The sequence below is a fragment of the Comamonas thiooxydans genome (assembly GCF_002157685.2).
Lineage (GTDB): Bacteria > Pseudomonadota > Gammaproteobacteria > Burkholderiales > Burkholderiaceae_C > Comamonas > Comamonas testosteroni_H.
Map to the genome: position 1 here is coordinate 4,487,131 of NZ_AP026738.1, position 16,987 is coordinate 4,504,117.

18 protein-coding genes are annotated in these 16,987 nt (G+C 58.9%); 11 read left to right on the forward strand and 7 right to left on the reverse strand.

Annotation, left to right across the window (positions count from 1 at the left end; genetic code table 11):
- Positions 1-25: 25 nt before the first annotated feature.
- Positions 26-793: a LuxR C-terminal-related transcriptional regulator gene (locus tag CTR2_RS20855; protein WP_176391601.1), complete on the reverse strand. Its 768-nt coding sequence runs from the start codon at positions 791-793 to the stop codon at positions 26-28.
- A 481-nt stretch (positions 794-1,274) separates the two neighbouring features.
- Positions 1,275-1,454 carry a hypothetical protein gene (locus tag CTR2_RS20860; RefSeq protein WP_223305645.1) on the reverse strand — a complete coding sequence of 60 codons (180 nt, stop codon included), beginning with the start codon at positions 1,452-1,454 and terminating at the stop codon, positions 1,275-1,277.
- Here CTR2_RS20860 and CTR2_RS20865 point away from each other — a divergent pair.
- From CTR2_RS20865 to CTR2_RS20875, 3 genes are all read left to right on the forward strand, one after another.
- Complete coding sequence (locus CTR2_RS20865) at positions 1,372-1,995, forward strand: hypothetical protein (RefSeq protein WP_254913233.1); 624 nt, start codon at positions 1,372-1,374, stop codon at positions 1,993-1,995. The two genes, CTR2_RS20860 and CTR2_RS20865, sit on opposite strands and share 83 nt — an antisense overlap.
- A 76-nt stretch (positions 1,996-2,071) precedes the next feature.
- Positions 2,072-2,812: a hypothetical protein gene (locus CTR2_RS20870; protein ID WP_176391600.1), complete on the forward strand. Its 741-nt coding sequence runs from the start codon at positions 2,072-2,074 to the stop codon at positions 2,810-2,812.
- A gap of 30 nt (positions 2,813-2,842) precedes the next feature.
- Positions 2,843-3,175 carry a hypothetical protein gene (locus CTR2_RS20875; protein WP_087081321.1) on the forward strand — a complete coding sequence of 111 codons (333 nt, stop codon included), beginning with the start codon at positions 2,843-2,845 and terminating at the stop codon, positions 3,173-3,175.
- Between the two features lie 884 nt (positions 3,176-4,059).
- Here CTR2_RS20875 and CTR2_RS20880 read toward each other — a convergent pair.
- Positions 4,060-4,278 carry a hypothetical protein gene (locus CTR2_RS20880; protein WP_003069105.1) on the reverse strand — a complete coding sequence of 73 codons (219 nt, stop codon included), beginning with the start codon at positions 4,276-4,278 and terminating at the stop codon, positions 4,060-4,062.
- 199 nt (positions 4,279-4,477) lie between these two features.
- On the opposite strand from CTR2_RS20880, the gene CTR2_RS20885 reads away from it, so the two are divergent.
- Together CTR2_RS20885 and CTR2_RS20890 are read left to right on the forward strand one after the other, a co-directional pair.
- Entirely contained in the window at positions 4,478-4,867 is a 390-nt protein-coding gene (locus CTR2_RS20885) for a CidA/LrgA family protein (protein ID WP_087081320.1), read from the forward strand.
- Positions 4,864-5,604 (forward strand): LrgB family protein, encoded by a 741-nt coding sequence (locus CTR2_RS20890; protein WP_087081318.1) that lies wholly within the window; start codon positions 4,864-4,866, stop codon positions 5,602-5,604. The genes CTR2_RS20885 and CTR2_RS20890 overlap by 4 nt, the downstream gene beginning before the upstream one ends.
- A 39-nt stretch (positions 5,605-5,643) precedes the next feature.
- On the opposite strand, the gene CTR2_RS20895 is transcribed toward CTR2_RS20890, so the two are convergent.
- The gene (locus CTR2_RS20895) at positions 5,644-6,594 is read right to left on the reverse strand and encodes a DMT family transporter (RefSeq protein WP_087084481.1); all 951 of its coding nucleotides are present in this window, start codon (positions 6,592-6,594) and stop codon (positions 5,644-5,646) included.
- Between the two features lie 87 nt (positions 6,595-6,681).
- Between CTR2_RS20895 and CTR2_RS20900 the strand changes: the two genes are divergently transcribed.
- Positions 6,682-7,626 (forward strand): LysR family transcriptional regulator, encoded by a 945-nt coding sequence (locus CTR2_RS20900; RefSeq protein ID WP_087081316.1) that lies wholly within the window; start codon positions 6,682-6,684, stop codon positions 7,624-7,626.
- A 9-nt stretch (positions 7,627-7,635) separates the two neighbouring features.
- Here the strand turns inward: CTR2_RS20900 and CTR2_RS20905 are convergent, their stop codons facing one another.
- Positions 7,636-8,106: a hypothetical protein gene (locus CTR2_RS20905; RefSeq protein ID WP_087081314.1), complete on the reverse strand. Its 471-nt coding sequence runs from the start codon at positions 8,104-8,106 to the stop codon at positions 7,636-7,638.
- A 387-nt stretch (positions 8,107-8,493) separates the two neighbouring features.
- On the reverse strand, positions 8,494-9,165 hold the full coding sequence (tenA, locus tag CTR2_RS20910; protein ID WP_087081312.1) for a thiaminase II: 672 nt from the start codon (positions 9,163-9,165) through the stop codon (positions 8,494-8,496).
- A gap of 325 nt (positions 9,166-9,490) precedes the next feature.
- On the opposite strand from tenA, the gene CTR2_RS20915 reads away from it, so the two are divergent.
- The 3 genes from CTR2_RS20915 (at position 9,491) to CTR2_RS20925 (ending at position 13,011) form a co-directional block, all read left to right on the forward strand.
- Positions 9,491-10,678: an aromatic ring-hydroxylating oxygenase subunit alpha gene (locus CTR2_RS20915; protein ID WP_087081310.1), complete on the forward strand. Its 1,188-nt coding sequence runs from the start codon at positions 9,491-9,493 to the stop codon at positions 10,676-10,678.
- Positions 10,679-10,761: 83 nt separating this feature from the next.
- Complete coding sequence (locus tag CTR2_RS20920) at positions 10,762-12,324, forward strand: long-chain-fatty-acid--CoA ligase (protein ID WP_087081308.1); 1,563 nt, start codon at positions 10,762-10,764, stop codon at positions 12,322-12,324.
- Between the two features lie 60 nt (positions 12,325-12,384).
- Positions 12,385-13,011 (forward strand): TetR/AcrR family transcriptional regulator, encoded by a 627-nt coding sequence (locus CTR2_RS20925; protein WP_087081306.1) that lies wholly within the window; start codon positions 12,385-12,387, stop codon positions 13,009-13,011.
- Positions 13,012-13,025: 14 nt separating this feature from the next.
- Here the strand turns inward: CTR2_RS20925 and CTR2_RS20930 are convergent, their stop codons facing one another.
- Entirely contained in the window at positions 13,026-13,982 is a 957-nt protein-coding gene (locus CTR2_RS20930; protein ID WP_087081304.1) for a LysR family transcriptional regulator, read from the reverse strand.
- Between the two features lie 197 nt (positions 13,983-14,179).
- Here CTR2_RS20930 and CTR2_RS20935 point away from each other — a divergent pair, with 197 nt between their 5' ends.
- Together CTR2_RS20935 and CTR2_RS20940 are read left to right on the forward strand one after the other, a co-directional pair.
- The gene (locus tag CTR2_RS20935) at positions 14,180-15,373 is read left to right on the forward strand and encodes an acyl-CoA dehydrogenase (protein WP_087084480.1); all 1,194 of its coding nucleotides are present in this window, start codon (positions 14,180-14,182) and stop codon (positions 15,371-15,373) included.
- Between the two features lie 301 nt (positions 15,374-15,674).
- On the forward strand, positions 15,675-16,937 hold the full coding sequence (locus CTR2_RS20940; protein ID WP_087081302.1) for a CaiB/BaiF CoA transferase family protein: 1,263 nt from the start codon (positions 15,675-15,677) through the stop codon (positions 16,935-16,937).
- Positions 16,938-16,987 lie beyond the last annotated feature (50 nt).

A 16,987-nucleotide genomic window follows, 5' to 3' on the forward strand; every position in this document is an offset into this window, starting at 1 on the left:
CCTAGAACACAGTTAACAACAGTATTCAAATAATTCCCATCAATATTGCACATCTGACGGCTTGCGCCCTGGTTCTTACTTGCATCTTTCCGTAAATATTTTTTATATGCGTTGACACAGTCAAAGGGCTTATTTGCAAGTAGGACGCAACCTCTAGAGAGCTTTTTCCTTGGGCTATCAATTTCAGTATTTCCACTTCTCTTTCAGTCAAAGACTCAAAGCTCTTGTGTTTGAAGATACTTTCCTCGTGAAAATTGGCCTTGAATATTTTGGGAATGAGTTTCTTCGCCACTACTGGAGATATAGCGGCTCCACCATTCGCAACCTCCAGCACAGCTTGCGAGTAGCTTCCAAACCATGAGTTCTTCACTAGGTACCCAACAGCGCCTCTTTTAAGAGCATTCATGGCCGCATCGTCGTTTTCACTTGCAGAAATTGCAATGCTCAGCACGTCAGGCCTCTTTAGTTGGATCGATTCCAGTAACTCGGTTCCCTGGCCTTCACCAAGAGACAGGTCAATGAGGAGCACGTCGAACTCTTGCAAAAAGATGTTCTTACGAGCCTCTCTATAGCTGGAAGCCTGCCCTACCAGAAGAGTGCGCGGATCACGCATGAGCTCCTGCGAGATCACATTCCTGACATGGCTGTCTTCGTCAACCAGAAAGACTCGTACCGGCTGGTTCTGCTGCCCCCTCATGTCGGACGGCCACATGCGCCCAAAGACAGTGGATGTGACTTCTGCACTGCCTGCATCATCAAACCGCGAGCTCATAAATGCGTCGGATAGATACATGTGACACTCCATTTGATGAGTCGATTTTTGGGAATTTCGCGAAAAAATAGAATTCCTCCCATTAAAAATCCACAAAAAACAAATAATGAAAAATAAGGTTTAAATTCTTACAAATTAATACTGGAATACAAGGTATTAACTTAATTTCATCAAAAAATAGATGCAAACCCTTTATTTTTGAAACAATGGACATTAAAAATAAAAAGAAATATAGATTACACTTTTTAGCATTGTAAGAATTTTCCAACAAGCACTATTATTTCAATAGCACATCATCCACAAGCCACAACAAATCATTCATTTTTCTCATCATTTTAAATTCTTCAAAAAATATCTTTGAATGGGGTATTACTGTTTCTCCGTCGTTTTCTGAAACTGCCTTCACCGAAAGCAGTTTTGGAACGTAACAAAGCACTCCAGAACTTGTTGACGGTTAACACTGGCCTTTGCGAATTTGCATCGGTCTTTCGCTCACACACTCTCAGTTGTCTGAGAACTCGCTATTCAAAGGAATGATCATGAAAAAGTCTCTGATTGCCATGGCGGTTATTGCGTTGGCTGGTGTTGCATCTGCTGCTGTGAGCGGCTCAAGCATCGCTGCCACAAACACGACGTCGAGCGCATCTTCAGCTACGGTGTCGGGTGCAGCCAGCTCGGGCAACGGTGCTGCGCTGAGCATGAATAGTGCAACCTCCGGTGCAACTTCCAACGCCAATGCCGCTGGTGGTGGCATTGCTGTAGGCCCTTACGGTGCCGGTGGTGCTGCGGTCAGTGGTGGCGCAACGACCTACGGTAACGTGAAGAGCCTTTCTGCAACTTCGGGCAACGCTGTTGCGGGTGGCGGTGCTGCGACCAACGCTAACGCAGGTTCTGCGGCCCTGGCTGGCTATAGCGCAGGCCCCGTCAGCGGCGGAGCAGCTGGTGCGGCCACTTCGCACACAGCCAACCAAGTTGCCACTGGCGCTGGCCCTGGTGGCGGACTGTCCTATGTGAACAGCAATGCTGGCACCACTTCCGGTTATGGCGCAACTTCGGCTGCTATCTCTGGACCTAGCGGCGCATGGACCAACACCGGATCGGGCGCAACTTCGGTGGGTACCGTCCATCAGAACGCTGGAGCATTTGGCAACGCTGGCTACTTCTCCAACGGCGGTGGCACCTCCGGTACTGCTGGTGCAGGCTCTACTGCCAATGCCAACTAAGGCAGCTGTCCCAAGATAGTTGTGTTTGTCCCGGGCCTGGCTGCCTGGCCGGGCTCGGGCAACGTAGGAGCAAAGCATGAAATTCTCAATAGCTCTGTTAAGTCTTTGCGTTCCTTTGTGCAGTTATGCGCAAAGTGCCGACAGCAGCGCGCAAAGCTCCTCTAGCTCCTCTTCCGTGGGGGCGCAACAGAATCAGTCGGTCACCATTGTCAATCCGGTCGTTGCCCCGGCGGAAAGTCGATCTGTATCCACGATGGACAGCAGATCCACTTCAACCTCCGATCAAAACATCACAACGAACGGCACGACCACCCAGAACCTGAACAGCACTGTGTCCGGGACGTCCAAGAACATTGTGGAGTACACCGGTACTTACACCATGAAGAACGTTCCCAGCGTGAACGGCCCCAATCTCACAACCAGCAATGACACCTGTATGGGCAGCAGCAGCGGCAGTGCCAACGGCCCTGGCTTTGGCGTGAGCTTCGGCACAACCTGGACGGACGAGCATTGCAAACGCCTGAAAATGAGCCGTGAGCTCTGGAACAAGGGCATGAAGGCTGCCTCGCTGGCAATGGACTGCATGGATCCTGCCGCTCGCGTGGCACTGGAGATCACGGGTTCGAAATGCCCGCAATCCATGACCGTAGAAGAGCGCCGGAACAACTACGGGCCGGATGCTTCGGCACAAGGTAGCCCTACTCCCGCTTCAGCGCCCGCAGAGGTTCAGTCAAGTTTGACACCTGAAGCCCCTCGGCCCTCGCTTGTAACATCTGTGATGGAAGATCCACGTACAGCACAGCTGTACGACAATTAGTGGGCTTGATTCCTAATCTAGGAGGCCGCTATGGGCAAGACTCTAGCTCTTTTAGCGATTGCACTATGTTGCGCTTCGTCTTTGGCTGCACCTGACTCCAGGGTCATCAATGAACCGCTGAGCATTCAACGCCAGATCTTCGGGAGTGGCGAGCAAGGTGCAGCAGGCTCGCAGCAAGCCGAGCCGGTGGGCGACTATGGCGTCTGGCATGTGCCCCAGTACCTGCCTGGCTACCCGACTGCAGCAACGATATGGCCCCGTGCTATCCCTGTGAAATGCAAGGACAGGCAGTGCGAAGGCTATGTGATCACCCCGCAGATGGGGCCAGGTGAGTACCTGTTTTTCGTGCCTACAAGTGAATAGACTGGTCAAAGGCATCACAGGACGGCAGCACCCCATTGGTGCTGACAGCAACTCACCTAACAAGGGCGGGCTTCAACCCGCCCTTGTTGATTGGTGCTTTGCAAATGTGCAGCCACTCAGCACTGGCAGCGACACCAAGCGAAGTACCTGCTGACAAATCGACCCAGCTTCTACCCATGTCGACATCATGGGCGCAACGCGTTTTCCCCAAAGGAACGCCACAACAATTTTTTGCGCCTAAATATCGAATACAATCCGCATCCCTCCAGGGTAAGTGCAGGGAATTGAAATCCCCGCAGCAGGGTGTTCCGGTCCAATCCGGCACGACATACCCAAGCCGAGAAGGCAGCTTCGCTCCATCCAGCCTTCCGTTCTCCACGCGAAAAGCCGGCGCATCAATTACGCACAGCCCCATGCCTTTCCCTTGCCGGGATAAAGCAGGGTCTCTCTTGCTCGCTCATCTTTTCGAAGTTGCACTGCCACTGTGCATAACTTTGCACAATCTGGTGCGGATCCATGCCTTGCAATGCCATGCCTGGCACCGACGACATCGCCCATCTGGCAAACATCCATTCGCTTCAAGCCAATAGCACATAGCTGCTCACCTGGGTCATTTCTCTCTGAAAAATGCCTTTTTCGCATCGCGGCACTTGTACTGTCAACGAGATCCATTGCTGTCAATCCGAGCAACCCAGGCTTGAGTCAAGCCACAAAAAAAGCGCTGTCCATGACAGCGCTTTTTTCCACAGATCATGTGGATATGATTGTGGATATTCAGTGAAATCCTGGTGATAACAGCACACAAGCCCTTGTACTTGCGGGTTGAAAGGTAGGTTGCCTCCAAATCAGGCAATTGCAATTCAAGGGTTAACCCTTTGGTCCATTCAGAGCTGGCGCCGGATCACCATACGCCCCGACTCGGTGATATGCCAGTGCTTTTCTGCATCCTGCTCCACCAGCCCCCGCTCCAGCAGGCGCTTGGAAAGATATTCCTTGGCGGCAGACCACAGGGAGACATCCTCGCCCAGCTCCAGTTTCTTGAGTGTTTCCAATTCATCGACCGTAGGTTCATACACAGGTGCGCGATAGACTGCGGTTTGCATGGTGACTTCTCCTAAGCTCGTGCGATGACTGGCCGCTTCGGCTCCGAAGCGCCTGAGAGCCAAGATAAACCTGTCATCTGCGACGCGCAATAGCTGCACGCCTGCTTTACCTTTATTCACCCAACCCATACCCCACCCTCACAGAGCTGGCAGCCTGGCAACAGGCTGTCAGCTCATTATTCAGGAGCTGACTACCCTTATGCTGTATGCGCTTGCTGTACTTTTTGCCTTTCAGCTACTGGGGGAGTTTTTGGCCCGCGTCACGGGCCTGCCCCTGCCCGGCGCGCTGATCGGCATCCTGCTTTTGCTGCTGGGCCTGCTGTTTTACAAACGCCTACCCAAGACACTGGAAGATACTGCTCAGGTTCTGTTGCAGAACATGATGCTGCTTTTCATCCCCGTCATTGCAGGCGTAATGTTGGAATTCGATCACCTGCGCCGCGAATGGCTGCCGTTTGTGCTGGCCTGCATTGCCGGAGCTGCCATCACATTCACCGCAACCGCCCTCACCTTCCGCTTCTGCCTGCAGCTCCAGCGCACTCGCAAGCCGGATGACGAACCCGCAGCAAGACAGGAGCAGAGCTTATGAGCACACCCCTGCTTGAGCGCCTGCACACCGCCTGGCTGAGCCTGGCCCAAGGCTCGCCCCTGCCCTGGCTGGTGCTGACCATGCTGGTCTATCTGGCGGCCATGGCCATCTACAGGAAAAGCGGCAACCGCCCCATGCTGATTCCGGTGTTTACCGGCGTGGTCGTCATCGTCGCGATTCTGTTGCTCACAGGCACGCCTTATGAAACCTATCGCAGCGGCGTATCCCTGCTGGGTCTGATGATAGGCCCGGCTACCGTGGCACTGGCCATCCCGCTCTACGCCCAACGCGAGCGCATCCGTCAGCTGTGGCTGCCCATCAGCGTGGCACTGCTGGTGGGCTGTCTGGTCGCCCTGTGTTCGGCGCTGGGCATTGCCTGGGCCTTTGGCGGCTCGCAAGCTACGCTGATCGCCGTGGCACCCAAGTCGGCCACCATTCCCATCGCCCTGCCCATGGCCGAGCGTTTTGGAGGGACACCCTCGCTGGCCGCCGTGGCCGTGGCCATTACCGGCATCAGCGGCACCATGATGGCACCGCTGCTGTGCCGCGTCCTGCGTCTCAAGGATCCTGCGGTTCAAGGCTTTGCCATAGGACTTACGGCCCATGCGATTGGCACGGCACGCGCCATTCAGCTCAACCCCACGGCCGCCGCGTTCTCCGCTCTGGCCATGGGTTTGAACGGCGTGGCCACGGCTGTGCTGATGCCACTGGTGCTGGCCATTACCCCCTGGATTTAAAACAATAGCTGCTGGCGCTTGATGCATAACCGCTGGCAGCTATTTTTGACTAGGCTTGCGCTCGCTACGCCGGTAGGCTGCAAGCGCCCCCAGAATCAGCACCATCCCCAACCACTGCGCCGGCAGCGGCTTGGCACCAAACCAGAGCAGATCCACCAGCAAGGCCATGACAGGGTAGATAAAGGACAAGCCAGCGATCGCCTGCGCCTGCAGTCTTTGAAATGCCGTGTACATCAGTGTGTACATCCAGGCCGTGTGCACCAGGCCCAGCACCAGCACCGCAGCCCAGACCTTGGGACTGAAGAGTGCCTGGGCGCGCAGCTCCCACACCCAGGGCAGCAAGCTCAGCACACCAAGCAGCATCTGCAGCATGGCGATCTGCGCTGGCGCAAGCCGCCTGAGCCGCTGGGTGGCCAAGGTGGCCAGGGCATAAAGACTGGCTGCCAGCAGTGCCAGCACAATGCCCAAGGATTGCCCGTGCGACGCCTGCTGATCAGTCAGCCCGACCAGGCCGCTGCTCAAGCCCACGCCTACCAGCGCCAATAGCAGCCAGGGCAGCCGATTGAGCGGCAAAGGCTCGCCCTGCAGCAGAGCCGCCAGCAGCAACAGCAAGAAGGGCTGTACGTGATAGACCACCGTGGCAATGGCAATGCCGCTGTATTCATAGGCACGAAACAGGCACAGCCAATTGACGATAAGCGCCGCAGCCCCCAGCAGCAGCCAGGCGCTCTCGCGCCAGGTCGGCCTGGACCACTGGCCCGACCACCACACCCAGGCCGCCAGCCCGAGTCCGCCGAGCAGACAACGCAACCACACCACCCACAGCACGGGCAGGCCGCTCTCCACCACCAGCAGGCCGATGGTTCCGGAAAGCGCCATGGCCAGCACCATGCGCCAGCTACCGCCGGCTGCTGCATTGGGCGGCGAGGTGGTGGCCAAAGCCGGCTTGGAGGCCTGCACTTGCAAAGAGGAAGATGTCTGGGAAGTCATGATGGCATGGTCCCTCAATCACTTTCAAGCATCAATACAGCTCTATTCCACTTACTATTACCTATAGATCAACAATCAAGCTGAACCATGAGCACAGAGCCCGGCCTGCTTCCTGAAATGCTGGTTTTCGCCAAGGTGGTGGAGCTGCGCAGCTTTGCCGCCGCCGCACGGCAGCTGGATCTGACCACCTCGGCCGTCAGCCGCAGCGTGGGCCGGCTCGAAGCCCACTGGGGCGTGCAACTGCTGCACCGCACAACCCGCTCCCTGTCCCTGACCGAGCTCGGAGCCGAGGTCTATGCCGCCTGCAGCCAGCTGGCACAGACGGCCAGCGATATCCACGCCATCGCCGGCCATTACAGCGGCGTGCCGCGCGGCACGGTGCGACTGACGGCACCGACCATCTTTGGGGAAATCTGGCTCAGTGCCCAGTTGCCTGCACTGCGCCGCCAATGGCCCGAGCTTGAGGTCGCCGTCAGCCTCAGCGACCAGATGCAGGACCTGGCGCAGCAAGGTCTGGATCTGGCCATCCGCCTGACCCGGCCCGAACAGCTACCGCCGCATATGGTGGCGCGCGAGCTGCGCCAGGTGCGCTACATCGCCGTGGCCTCGCCGGCCTACCTCAGGGGTCTGATCAAGCCGCCCGAGCATCCACAAGAGCTGGGACCCGAGCATGGCGTGGCATGCATCACGCTGGGCTATGGCGACTTTCAGAGCCGGCTGCAATGGGTGCACAGCCAAGATCGCAGCCCGGCGCCCGCAGTGACCGAAGTCGCCGTTCACTCTCCTTTGTCCATGGACAGCAGCACGGGCATCATCAATCTGGCGCTGCAGCACCAGGGTATAGGCCTGGTGGCAGACTTTGCCGCCCAGGCCGTGCTGAGCAGCGGCGCGCTGGTACAGGTGCTGCCCGACTGGCAGTTGACGGGCAACTACGCGCCGCGCACCGCTTATGCGCTGTATATGCCCTCGCGCCACCTGCCGCTCAAGGTGCGGGCGCTGATTGATCACCTAGTCGAGGCCGGCAAGCATTAAACCCGTAACTCAAGCTGGCCCAATCGCAGCCGCCTGATGGTCAGCCGCATCGGCAGTCGCTGCAGCGGCTTGTGGCCAGAAAAGAGCCCGCACTTCGGCGCTGGCATAAGGCAGGATCAGCGCCATCCCGCTCAGCATCCCGCCCGCACCAGCAGCTGCATCACCCACACCCGATTGCAAAATCGGCCCCGTAAAACAGGACAACAGCAAGCCGGCTAGCGTCGAGCTGATAGCCAGACTCGGCGCCCAGCTCCTGAAGCGCAGTTGCCCGTAAAAAGAAGCCAGCGTAGTCACAACCACCACCGCCATGGCCAGCCATACCCCTGGCGGATAACTCTTGATGCCACCGAACTGCACCATGCTGTCATACACCGACTTCAGACTCGCCGGGATCAGCGCAGAAAAGGAATCCAGGCACAGGCCCGCCACAGGGATGAGCATGGAGGCAAGAACAATGGCCCGGTATGTTGATTTCTTCAATTCCCTCTCCCTCGATGCTTTGAGCGCGCATCGTATTGGGATATCCCCATTCGCCCGCTACAAGCTTGTGGACAATACCCACCACTCAACGGGATAAGCGTATCAAGCCATTGTTCTGCAAAGATTTTTCAATGCCCGCTTAATTTTTAAGCAAATCACGCTATACGGCTCTTAAAGCCTGCAAACTCCGCATTTCATAGCAGCTCACGTCCACCCAAATTGGGCCGTAGCCCAGTTTTCCCCACTAAATCACTACAAGCTTGTGGACAAACCGGAGCAAGCACTTGAATAAGCGACCTAACTCCTTGTCACATTAGGAAAAACGGGGGTCTGATTATTTTTTAATCAGCACCCCGTTTATGCACTAAAACTCAGCAACTCAGCGACTCAGCGCAGCGGCCCTTGCCAATCTCCCCGGCGGTAGGCACTGTCCCAGAACATCCATTCCAGCCGGGCCGCATCCTTATAGGCGGCATGCATGGCTGCGCGCGTGGCCTCGGTGGCCTCCTCGGCCAGGCGATCCACCGTGGCGCAAACGCCGCGCACCGCCGCATGAAACTCCTCGCTGGCATAGGTGTCCACCCAGGCCTGATACGGATTGTCCTTGGCCGAGCGCGCGTGAATGTCGCGCCCCACCTCGGCATAAATCCAGAAGCAGGGCAGCAGCGCGGCCACGGCCACCGGGTAAGCGGTGCTCCATGCCGTGGCCAGCAGATAGCTGGTGTAGTGATGACAGGCCGGCGTCAGCGGCGTAGCCGCGAACTGCTCGGGCGTGATGCCGAAGTCGCGCATGAAGCCCCCATGCAGGGCACGCTCCACCACCACGGCCTCATTGGCGGCATTGGCAAACTGCACCACGCCTTCGGCGTTATCGGATTTGGCCGCCGTCACGGCCAGCGCGCGACCATAGGCGACGAGGTAATGCGCATCCTGAATCATGTAGTGGCAAAAGCGCTCCCGACTCAACGTGCCGGCCGCCAGCTCCTGGTTGAAGGGCAGCTCCAGGGTGCTCTGAAACAGCGCCTGGTTGGCATTCCACAGGCTTTGGCTGAAAGACATGATTCGACTCTCCACTTCAAGAATTCATAGCAGCCAGCGCTTTGCTGACTGCATTAGAGGCTGTTTTACCTGAAATAAGCCATTTGCTATTCATACCGCTGCGGCTTTGAGGTCAAAGCTGTATTGCAGCTGATGCGCTCCATTCGCCCCCCGAATTTGTCCGCCGATTCATGCAAGCGCCAAACCGATGAACAAGGCAGGGGAAACCATAGGCACCAAAAGCCTCATTAGCCTCATTAGCCCCATTGACTGACTGATCAGTCAGTTCATAGACTTGCATCAAGGAATCACCAAAACATCACATGTATTGAAAGGAGCCTGGGGAATGAATACCCATTTTGCAAACGAGCTTCACCGACGCGCCACACATGCCATGCACACCGGACTGGCCGACGCCGATACACAGGGCGGGCAGGTCGCAGTCTCCCAATACACCAGCGACGAGCAGACCACGCAGGAGTTGCGCTTGTTGCGCCAGTTTCCCCAGCCCGTGGCCGGTAGCTCATCCATTCCCGCGCCCGGCGCCTGGCTGTCGCTGAGTCCATTCGATGTTCCGCTGCTGTTGGTCAGGCAATCCGACGGAGCCGTCCACGCTTTCTTGAATGTCTGCCGCCACCGCGGCGCACGCGTTGTGGCCGAGGGCAGCGGCACCGAAACACGAGCCTTCATCTGCCCCTACCACGCATGGACTTACCAGCCCGATGGTGGCTTGCGAGGTGTTCCCGACTCCTTCGGCTTCCCCAGCCTGAAGAAAGAGAAGTCCGGTCTCAAAAGGCTGGCCGCCGTAGAGCGAGGCGGCGTCATCTGGGTTGTGCTTGACCCCACATCACCCATCAGAGATATCGGCACACACCTGGGCCCGCTCATGGAGAACCTGGAGTCGCTGGACGGGCTCCACTCCCCCGTGTCCTATGCGCAGCGCTCGCTCGAAGTCAACGCCAACTGGAAGCTGCTGATAGATGGCATCTTTGAAGCCTATCACTTCAAGGTTGCGCACCGCCAGACCATTGCCCACATGTTCATGAACAACCTGCAACTGGTGGACGAATTTGACCTGCACCGGCGCTTGTACCTCATCAAGTCCCGCTTTCCAAAAGAGCAACCCGAAGCAAACGGCTTCGACCCGCGCAAGTACGGCAACCTGACTTACTACTTCTTTCCCAACACGATGATCCTGGTCCAGCCCGACCACGGGCAGCTCAGCTACCTGGAGCCGCTCAGCGCCTCCCGCACACGGATTCATGAGATCACACTGATTCCGACAGAGCCCGCCACGGACAAGGCCGCTGCGTACTGGAACGCCAACGTGGACCTGTACCGCCGGACTCTGGCCGAAGACTACGCCCTCGCAGAGTCCATACAGGCCGGCCTGGCCTCAGGCGCCAATGACAACCTCACCTTTGGCTCTTTCGAGTACAGCGCGCCCCGCTTTCACACGCAGCTCCAACAACAGCTGGACTCACTCCAACCCAGCCCTCAGACCCATAAGCCTGTGAAGACAGCCACTAGCTGACCCCTTCCCTGTGCATTTGCCTCTGCGTTTGATTGAGCCACGACCACCTGCTGAGACCCACACAGCATTTCAGGAGATAAGCCATGAGCGCCCAGAATCTGATCGACTGCCTGATGCAGCAAGCAGAGCAATCCCCGCAAACCGCCCTGTTCACTGCCGGCCTCCGAACCGTCAGCTTTGCGGAGATGAACCGCCAGACCAACCAGTTGGCGAACGCGCTGAAATCACTGGGGGTGGGACCGCAGGACCGGGTTGCTTTGCTGAGCAAGAGCCAGATTGATTCCGCCCTGCTGATTTTTGCCTGCATGAAAATCGGTGCCGTTGGCATGCCGATCAACTGGCGCTTCAGCGTGGATGAGGTGCGCTTTGTGCTTGAAGATTCAGACGCCCACGTGCTGATCATCGACACGGAGTTTCTGGACCGTATCGACGCTCGCAGTACTTCGTCAGGACTGCGCATCTTTACGACAGATGGTGCCGATCCCGAACACCAACGGCTGGGCTCCTGGCTCGCAGCGTTTAGCGACCAATTACCCGCTACCACCCTGGAGGCCCACCGGGCCGCGATTCACATCTATTCCTCAGGCACCACCGGCCAGCCCAAGGGCGTGGTGCTCACCCACAAGAGCCTGCTATCTGCCTGCCAAGTCACCACCGAGGCCTGGGGCCTTGAGCCTCATTCCGTGCTGGGCCACGTAGTGCCCATCTTTCACATCGCCGGCCTGCTGATTCTGCTGTTTCCTGTGTATATGGGTTGCCGGTGCGTGGCCTTTCGAGACTTCAAGCCCGCAAGCTTTCTCGCTGCCCTGTCCAATCAGTCGATCTCGCATGTACTCCTGGTGCCTGCCATGATCAACTTCCTGCTGGCCGAGCCAGCCAATACTGACCTTGATTTCAGCCGGCTCAAACTCATCGCTTATGGAGGCTCTCCCATCACCGAGCCCGTGCTGCAAGCAGCCATGCAACGATTTAACTGCGATTTCTCACAGATCTATGGACTGACTGAAGTTGCAGGCGTCGTCACCAACCTCACCCCCGAAGACCACCGCAAAGCTGCTGGACTACTGCGCTCGGGAGGACGCCCACTGCCGCGCACGGAACTGCGTATTGTGGATCCCGTCACCCTCACAGAGCTGGAGGACGGCCAGGTCGGTGAGGTCTGGATTCGCAGTGACCGCAATTTTCACGAGTACTGGCAAAAGCCCGAAGCCACCCAAGAGGTCTATCCCGAAGGCCGCGACGCCCTGGGCGGCTGGTTCCGCTCGGGTGACGCCGGCTACCTGCTCAACGGCTATCTATTCCTCAGTGACCGCATCAAGGACATGATCATTTCCGGCGCCGAGAACATATACCCAGCGGAGTTGGAGAACACCTTGATGAAACACCCGGCCATAGCGGACGGAGCCATCATCGGCGTGCCAGATCCCGTCTGGGGCGAGTCCGTCAAGGCCTGCGTCGTACTGCGCCCCGGAACCACACTCAGCGAAGACGAGTTGATCAATTTCATGCGCGAGCAAGTAGCGCACTTCAAGTGCCCGAAAAGCGTGGAGTTTCTGACAAGCCTACCGCGCACGGAATCAGGCAAGCTGCTCAAGCGCCAACTGCGCGCGCCGTACTGGGCGGGACAAGAGCGGGCCATCAACTGAACGAGCCACAGCACACGCGCCGCCTTCCGGCCTGCATCCTCCCGTTTCTATAATCACTGGATGCCCTGCAAACCGCTCTCTCGTAAAGAACTGATCCTGGATCGTGCCGAACAGCATTTCGCCGACCACGGATTTCAGGGGGCATCACTATCGGCCATCGCCCGTGACTGCCAGATTGGCAACCCCGGCCTGCTGCACCACTTTCCCAGCAAGGAAGTGCTGTACCGCACCGTGCTCGAGGCTCAGGCACACGAGCTGATGCAGCGCATGGAGCAAGGCGTCCGGTCCGAGGACCTGCTGCAACAGCGCCTGCAGGCCTTCATCTTGCTGCAGATCGAATGGATGCAGGCCCGCCCTTCGGGCTTCAAACTCATTACTCGCGAGCTGCTGGACAATTCCGAGCGCATTGAGCAGGCTCATACCCGGCCGCTAGAGACCTTTTTGTTCCAGAGTGTGGCCTTGATCGAGGAAGGTCAGTCCGCCGGATTGCTGCGTCAAGACATCGCTGCCGTTGCTTTGCTGACCATTATTCTGGGCAGCCTCAATTACGCACAGATCGTGCGCCCAACCTTCAGCAGAGCCTTTACCGAGCCAATCCTCAAGAGCCAGAGCCACTGGATGCAGCGCATCGCTGCCGATGTACTGCTACTCATCAGGGCTTCAGGCTCCGCCTTGAAAAAGACATAACGCAACCAGTTCAATCACGCTGTTTTTCCACCGCGAATTTCCTGTGCGCGGCCCTGCAGCCACTGGCTGAACACCCTCAGCGCCGGCGACGGTTGTGCCTCGGCCGCCAACTCGGGCGTGACCAGGTAATAGGCGCGGTTGCCGCGCAGCGGCTGGGGGCAGGCGACGATGAGGTCGCCGCGCGCAATCTCCTGCTCGATCAGCATGGGCGGGATCAGCGCCACGCCCAGACCCTGGCTGGCAGCCACGGCCAGCATGGAAAACAGCTCGAGCCGCATGCCGTCGAGCGCGCGCGGTGCATCGATATGCATCGCGTCGAACCACTGGCGCCAGCCCTGGGGGCGCGTGCTTTGCTGCAGCAGCGGCAGGCGCGCAATCACCTCGGGGCCCACCGGCAGCCAGGCGCGGCCCGGATCGCGCTGCTGGGCCGTGGCCAGCAGTTGCGGGCTGCACACGGGCACGACCTCTTCGTCCATCAGCCACTGCGCCTGCACGCCGGGCCAGCGTGCCACCTGCTCGGGCGTGCCCGCGTAGAGAGCGGCATCGAACACCGTGTCGGCAAACAGGAAAGGCCGGGTCTGCACATCGATATGCACAGTAATGTCTGGGTGCTGCTGTGCCAGTTGCGGCAGGCGCGGCAGCAGCCAGCGCGTGGCGAAAGTGGGCACGGCCGCCAGATTGATGGGGCCGCCCTCGCCCTGGTGACTCATCAGGTCCAGCGTGTCGCGCTCCAGCCCCTGCAGCCAGCGTCCCACCTGCTTGGCGTAATGCAGTCCCGCATCGGTGAGCAGCACGCCGTGGCGTGTGCGCTTGAACAGCGCCACGCCCACAAACTCCTCCAGCGCAATGATCTGCCGCGAAACGGCACTTTGCGTCAGCGACAACTCCTGTGCAGCCTTGGTGTAGCTGACATGGCGGGCAGCCGATTCAAAGCAGGCCAGAGCCTGGGTGGAAGGGAGAACTCTGCGCATATCTCTTGTGCTTAGAACGCATCAATCAATCTCAAAACAACGGGGAAACCCTGAATAATTCGTTTATACATGCGTTTTACTCATCCATAGATGATTATTCATCGTTTGCCAGCCCCTGTTCTGCGAACCTAATATGTGTGCAAGCACTCAGGCGGAAATACGCCTGCAACCCGACACCTTGCATTCAGGAGATGAACATGGCCAATGGCTACCAGTGGGACGACTGCTTCCAGCTCGACCAGCAACTGACCGAAGACGAGCGCATGATCCGCGACGCAGCGCGCGAGTACTGCCAGGACAAGCTCAAGCCTCGCGTGCAAGCCATGTTCCGCAACGAGTCCGTGGACGTCAGCATCTTCCGCGAGATGGGCGAGCTGGGCCTGCTGGGCCCCACCATCCCCACGCAATACGGTGGCGCGGGTCTGAACTATGTGAGCTACGGCCTGGTGGCGCGCGAGATCGAGCGTGTTGATTCGGGCTACCGTTCCATGGCCTCCGTGCAGTCCTCGCTGGTGATGGTGCCCATCAACGAATTCGGCACCGAAGCGCAGAAGATGAAATACCTGCCCAAGCTGGCTTCGGGCGAGTTCATCGGCTGCTTCGGCCTGACCGAGCCCGACCACGGCTCCGACCCTGGCTCCATGGCCACACGCGCCTACAAGGTCGACGGCGGCTACCGCCTCAAGGGCAACAAGATGTGGATCACCAACAGCCCTGTGGCCGACGTGTTCGTGGTCTGGGCCAAGGAAGTCTCCGAGGACGGCACTGTGGGCCAGATCCGCGGCTTTGTGCTGGAAAAGGGCATGAAGGGCCTGTCCGCCCCCGCCATCCACGGCAAGGTGGGCCTGCGCGCTTCCATCACCGGCGAAATCGTCATGGACGATGTGTTCTGCCCCGAAGAAAACGCCTTCCCCGAGGTTCGCGGCCTCAAGGGCCCATTCACCTGCCTGAACAGCGCCCGCTTCGGCATTGCCTGGGGCGCGCTGGGTGCGGCAGAAGACTGCTGGCACACCGCCCGCCAGTACACGCTGGACCGCAAGCAGTTCGGTCGCCCCCTGGCTGCCAACCAGCTGATCCAGAAGAAGCTGGCCGATATGCAGACCGAAATCACGCTGGGCCTGCAGGCCGCGCTGCGCGTGGGCCGCATGAAGGACGAGCACCAGAACGTGATCGAGATCACCTCTCTGGTCAAGCGCAACAACTGCGGCAAGTCGCTGGACATCGCCCGCATGGCGCGCGACATGCTGGGCGGCAACGGCATCAGCGACGAGTTCGGTGTGGCTCGCCACCTGGTGAACCTGGAAGTGGTGAACACCTACGAAGGCACGCACGATGTGCATGCGCTGATTCTGGGTCGCGCCCAGACCGGTATCGCGGCGTTTGCGAACTGATAGCACCCCCAGAGCGGCTGCGCCTAGGCGGCCCCGCCGCTTCCCCCTCTCTGGCGCTTCGCGCCGGAGGGGGACGGCAACCTCGCTGCGGGGCGGCGGGGCCACCCAGGCCCTTGCTTGTTGCCCTGGCCTCGGGATGATGGCAAAGATTGCTGTCACCGACACCTTCTGCTCACTATCTATTAACGAGCTAGTACCGTTTGATTTGTCTGGGTTTTGAATAGTTTTCAGCTCAGAACCCAGACAAATAAAGCGCAAGCAGCTATTTATTTCATTGTTTCGCTTTACGGAATCATCCGACATGAACGCAAGCTCCACCACTCCCATGGGCGCACTGGCAGGCATCAAGGTGCTGGATCTTTCCCGCGTGCTGGCGGGCCCCTGGGCCACTCAGATGCTGGCCGATCTGGGGGCCGACGTGGTCAAGGTGGAGCGCCCGGTTGCCGGCGACGACACACGCCACTGGGGGCCTCCGTTCCTCAGGGACGATGCGGGCAACGACACGCGCGAGGCCAGCTACTTCACGGCCTGCAACCGCAACAAGCGCAGCCTCACTGTGGACATGGCACACCCCGAGGGCCGGGCCCTGCTGCAGCGCATGGCGCAAGAGGCCGATGTGGTGGTGGAGAACTTCAAGACCGGAGGGCTCGCGCAATACGGCCTGGACTATGACAGTCTCAAGGCGCTGAACCCGCGCCTGGTTTACTGCTCCATCACGGGTTTCGGCCAGGATGGCCCTTATGCCGAGCGCGCCGGCTATGACCTCATGGTGCAGGCCATGTGCGGCCTGATGAGCATCACCGGCCATGCGGATGGCGAACCCGGCGGAGGTCCGCTCAAGGTCGGCGTGGCCGTGATCGACGTGTTCACGGGGCTGTATGCCAGCAATGCCATCCTGGCTGCACTCAACGCCCGCGACAATGCGAGAAACGGCACCGGCCAGGGCCAGTACATCGATATGGCGCTACTGGATGTGGGCATGGCCGTGCTGGCCAACCAGGCTGCAGGTTTTCTGGCCACCGGCCAGGCGCCGGGCCGCGCCGGCAATACCCACCCCAGCCTCGCTCCCTATCAGGACTTTCCGACATTGGACGGCAATGTGCTGCTGGCCATCGGCAATGACGGTCAGTTCGCGCGCTTTTGCGCAGCCATCGGCCAGGACGGCTGGGCTCTGGATGCACGCTTTGCCACCAATACCGCCCGTGTACAGAACCGTGCGGCACTGCTGGAGTTGATGAAGCCACAGATGCTTGAACGCAGCACGGCTGACTGGATTGCGCTGCTGGAAGACAAAGCCGTGCCATGCGGCCCCATCAACACCATTGCCCAGGCCTTTGAAGACCCTCAGGTCAAGGCACGCGGCATTCAGAAAAGTCTGCCGCGCAACGCCTGTGACGGCATTGGCCATATTGCCACCGTCGCCAACCCCATACGTCTGTCGGCCACGCCGGTGACTTACCGCAACGCCCCGCCCGCACTGGGCCAGCACACCGATGAGGTGCTGCGCGAAATCGGACTTGATGACAACGCCATTGCTGCGTTGCATGAGCAAGGAGTGGTTTGAGGCCTTCATGGCCAAAGCAACCTCCTGACAACAAAAGAGGGCCCAAGCCC

Bases quoted from the DNA above. Each gene is read 5' to 3' on its own strand.
- CTR2_RS20885 (WP_087081320.1), top strand. From the start codon at position 4,478: ATGCTGTATGCGCTTGCTGTACTTTTTGCCTTTCAGCTACTGGGGGAG.
- CTR2_RS20930 (WP_087081304.1), bottom strand. From the start codon at position 13,982: ATGCGCAGAGTTCTCCCTTCCACCCAGGCTCTGGCCTGCTTTGAATCG.
- CTR2_RS20870 (WP_176391600.1), top strand. From the start codon at position 2,072: ATGAAATTCTCAATAGCTCTGTTAAGTCTTTGCGTTCCTTTGTGCAGT.
- tenA (WP_087081312.1), bottom strand. From the start codon at position 9,165: ATGTCTTTCAGCCAAAGCCTGTGGAATGCCAACCAGGCGCTGTTTCAG.
- CTR2_RS20880 (WP_003069105.1), bottom strand. From the start codon at position 4,278: ATGCAAACCGCAGTCTATCGCGCACCTGTGTATGAACCTACGGTCGAT.
- CTR2_RS20890 (WP_087081318.1), top strand. From the start codon at position 4,864: ATGAGCACACCCCTGCTTGAGCGCCTGCACACCGCCTGGCTGAGCCTG.
- CTR2_RS20935 (WP_087084480.1), top strand. From the start codon at position 14,180: ATGGCCAATGGCTACCAGTGGGACGACTGCTTCCAGCTCGACCAGCAA.
- CTR2_RS20900 (WP_087081316.1), top strand. From the start codon at position 6,682: ATGAGCACAGAGCCCGGCCTGCTTCCTGAAATGCTGGTTTTCGCCAAG.
- CTR2_RS20855 (WP_176391601.1), bottom strand. From the start codon at position 793: ATGTATCTATCCGACGCATTTATGAGCTCGCGGTTTGATGATGCAGGC.
- CTR2_RS20915 (WP_087081310.1), top strand. From the start codon at position 9,491: ATGAATACCCATTTTGCAAACGAGCTTCACCGACGCGCCACACATGCC.
- CTR2_RS20920 (WP_087081308.1), top strand. From the start codon at position 10,762: ATGAGCGCCCAGAATCTGATCGACTGCCTGATGCAGCAAGCAGAGCAA.
- CTR2_RS20925 (WP_087081306.1), top strand. From the start codon at position 12,385: ATGCCCTGCAAACCGCTCTCTCGTAAAGAACTGATCCTGGATCGTGCC.
- CTR2_RS20875 (WP_087081321.1), top strand. From the start codon at position 2,843: ATGGGCAAGACTCTAGCTCTTTTAGCGATTGCACTATGTTGCGCTTCG.
- CTR2_RS20940 (WP_087081302.1), top strand. From the start codon at position 15,675: ATGAACGCAAGCTCCACCACTCCCATGGGCGCACTGGCAGGCATCAAG.
- CTR2_RS20895 (WP_087084481.1), bottom strand. From the start codon at position 6,594: ATGACTTCCCAGACATCTTCCTCTTTGCAAGTGCAGGCCTCCAAGCCG.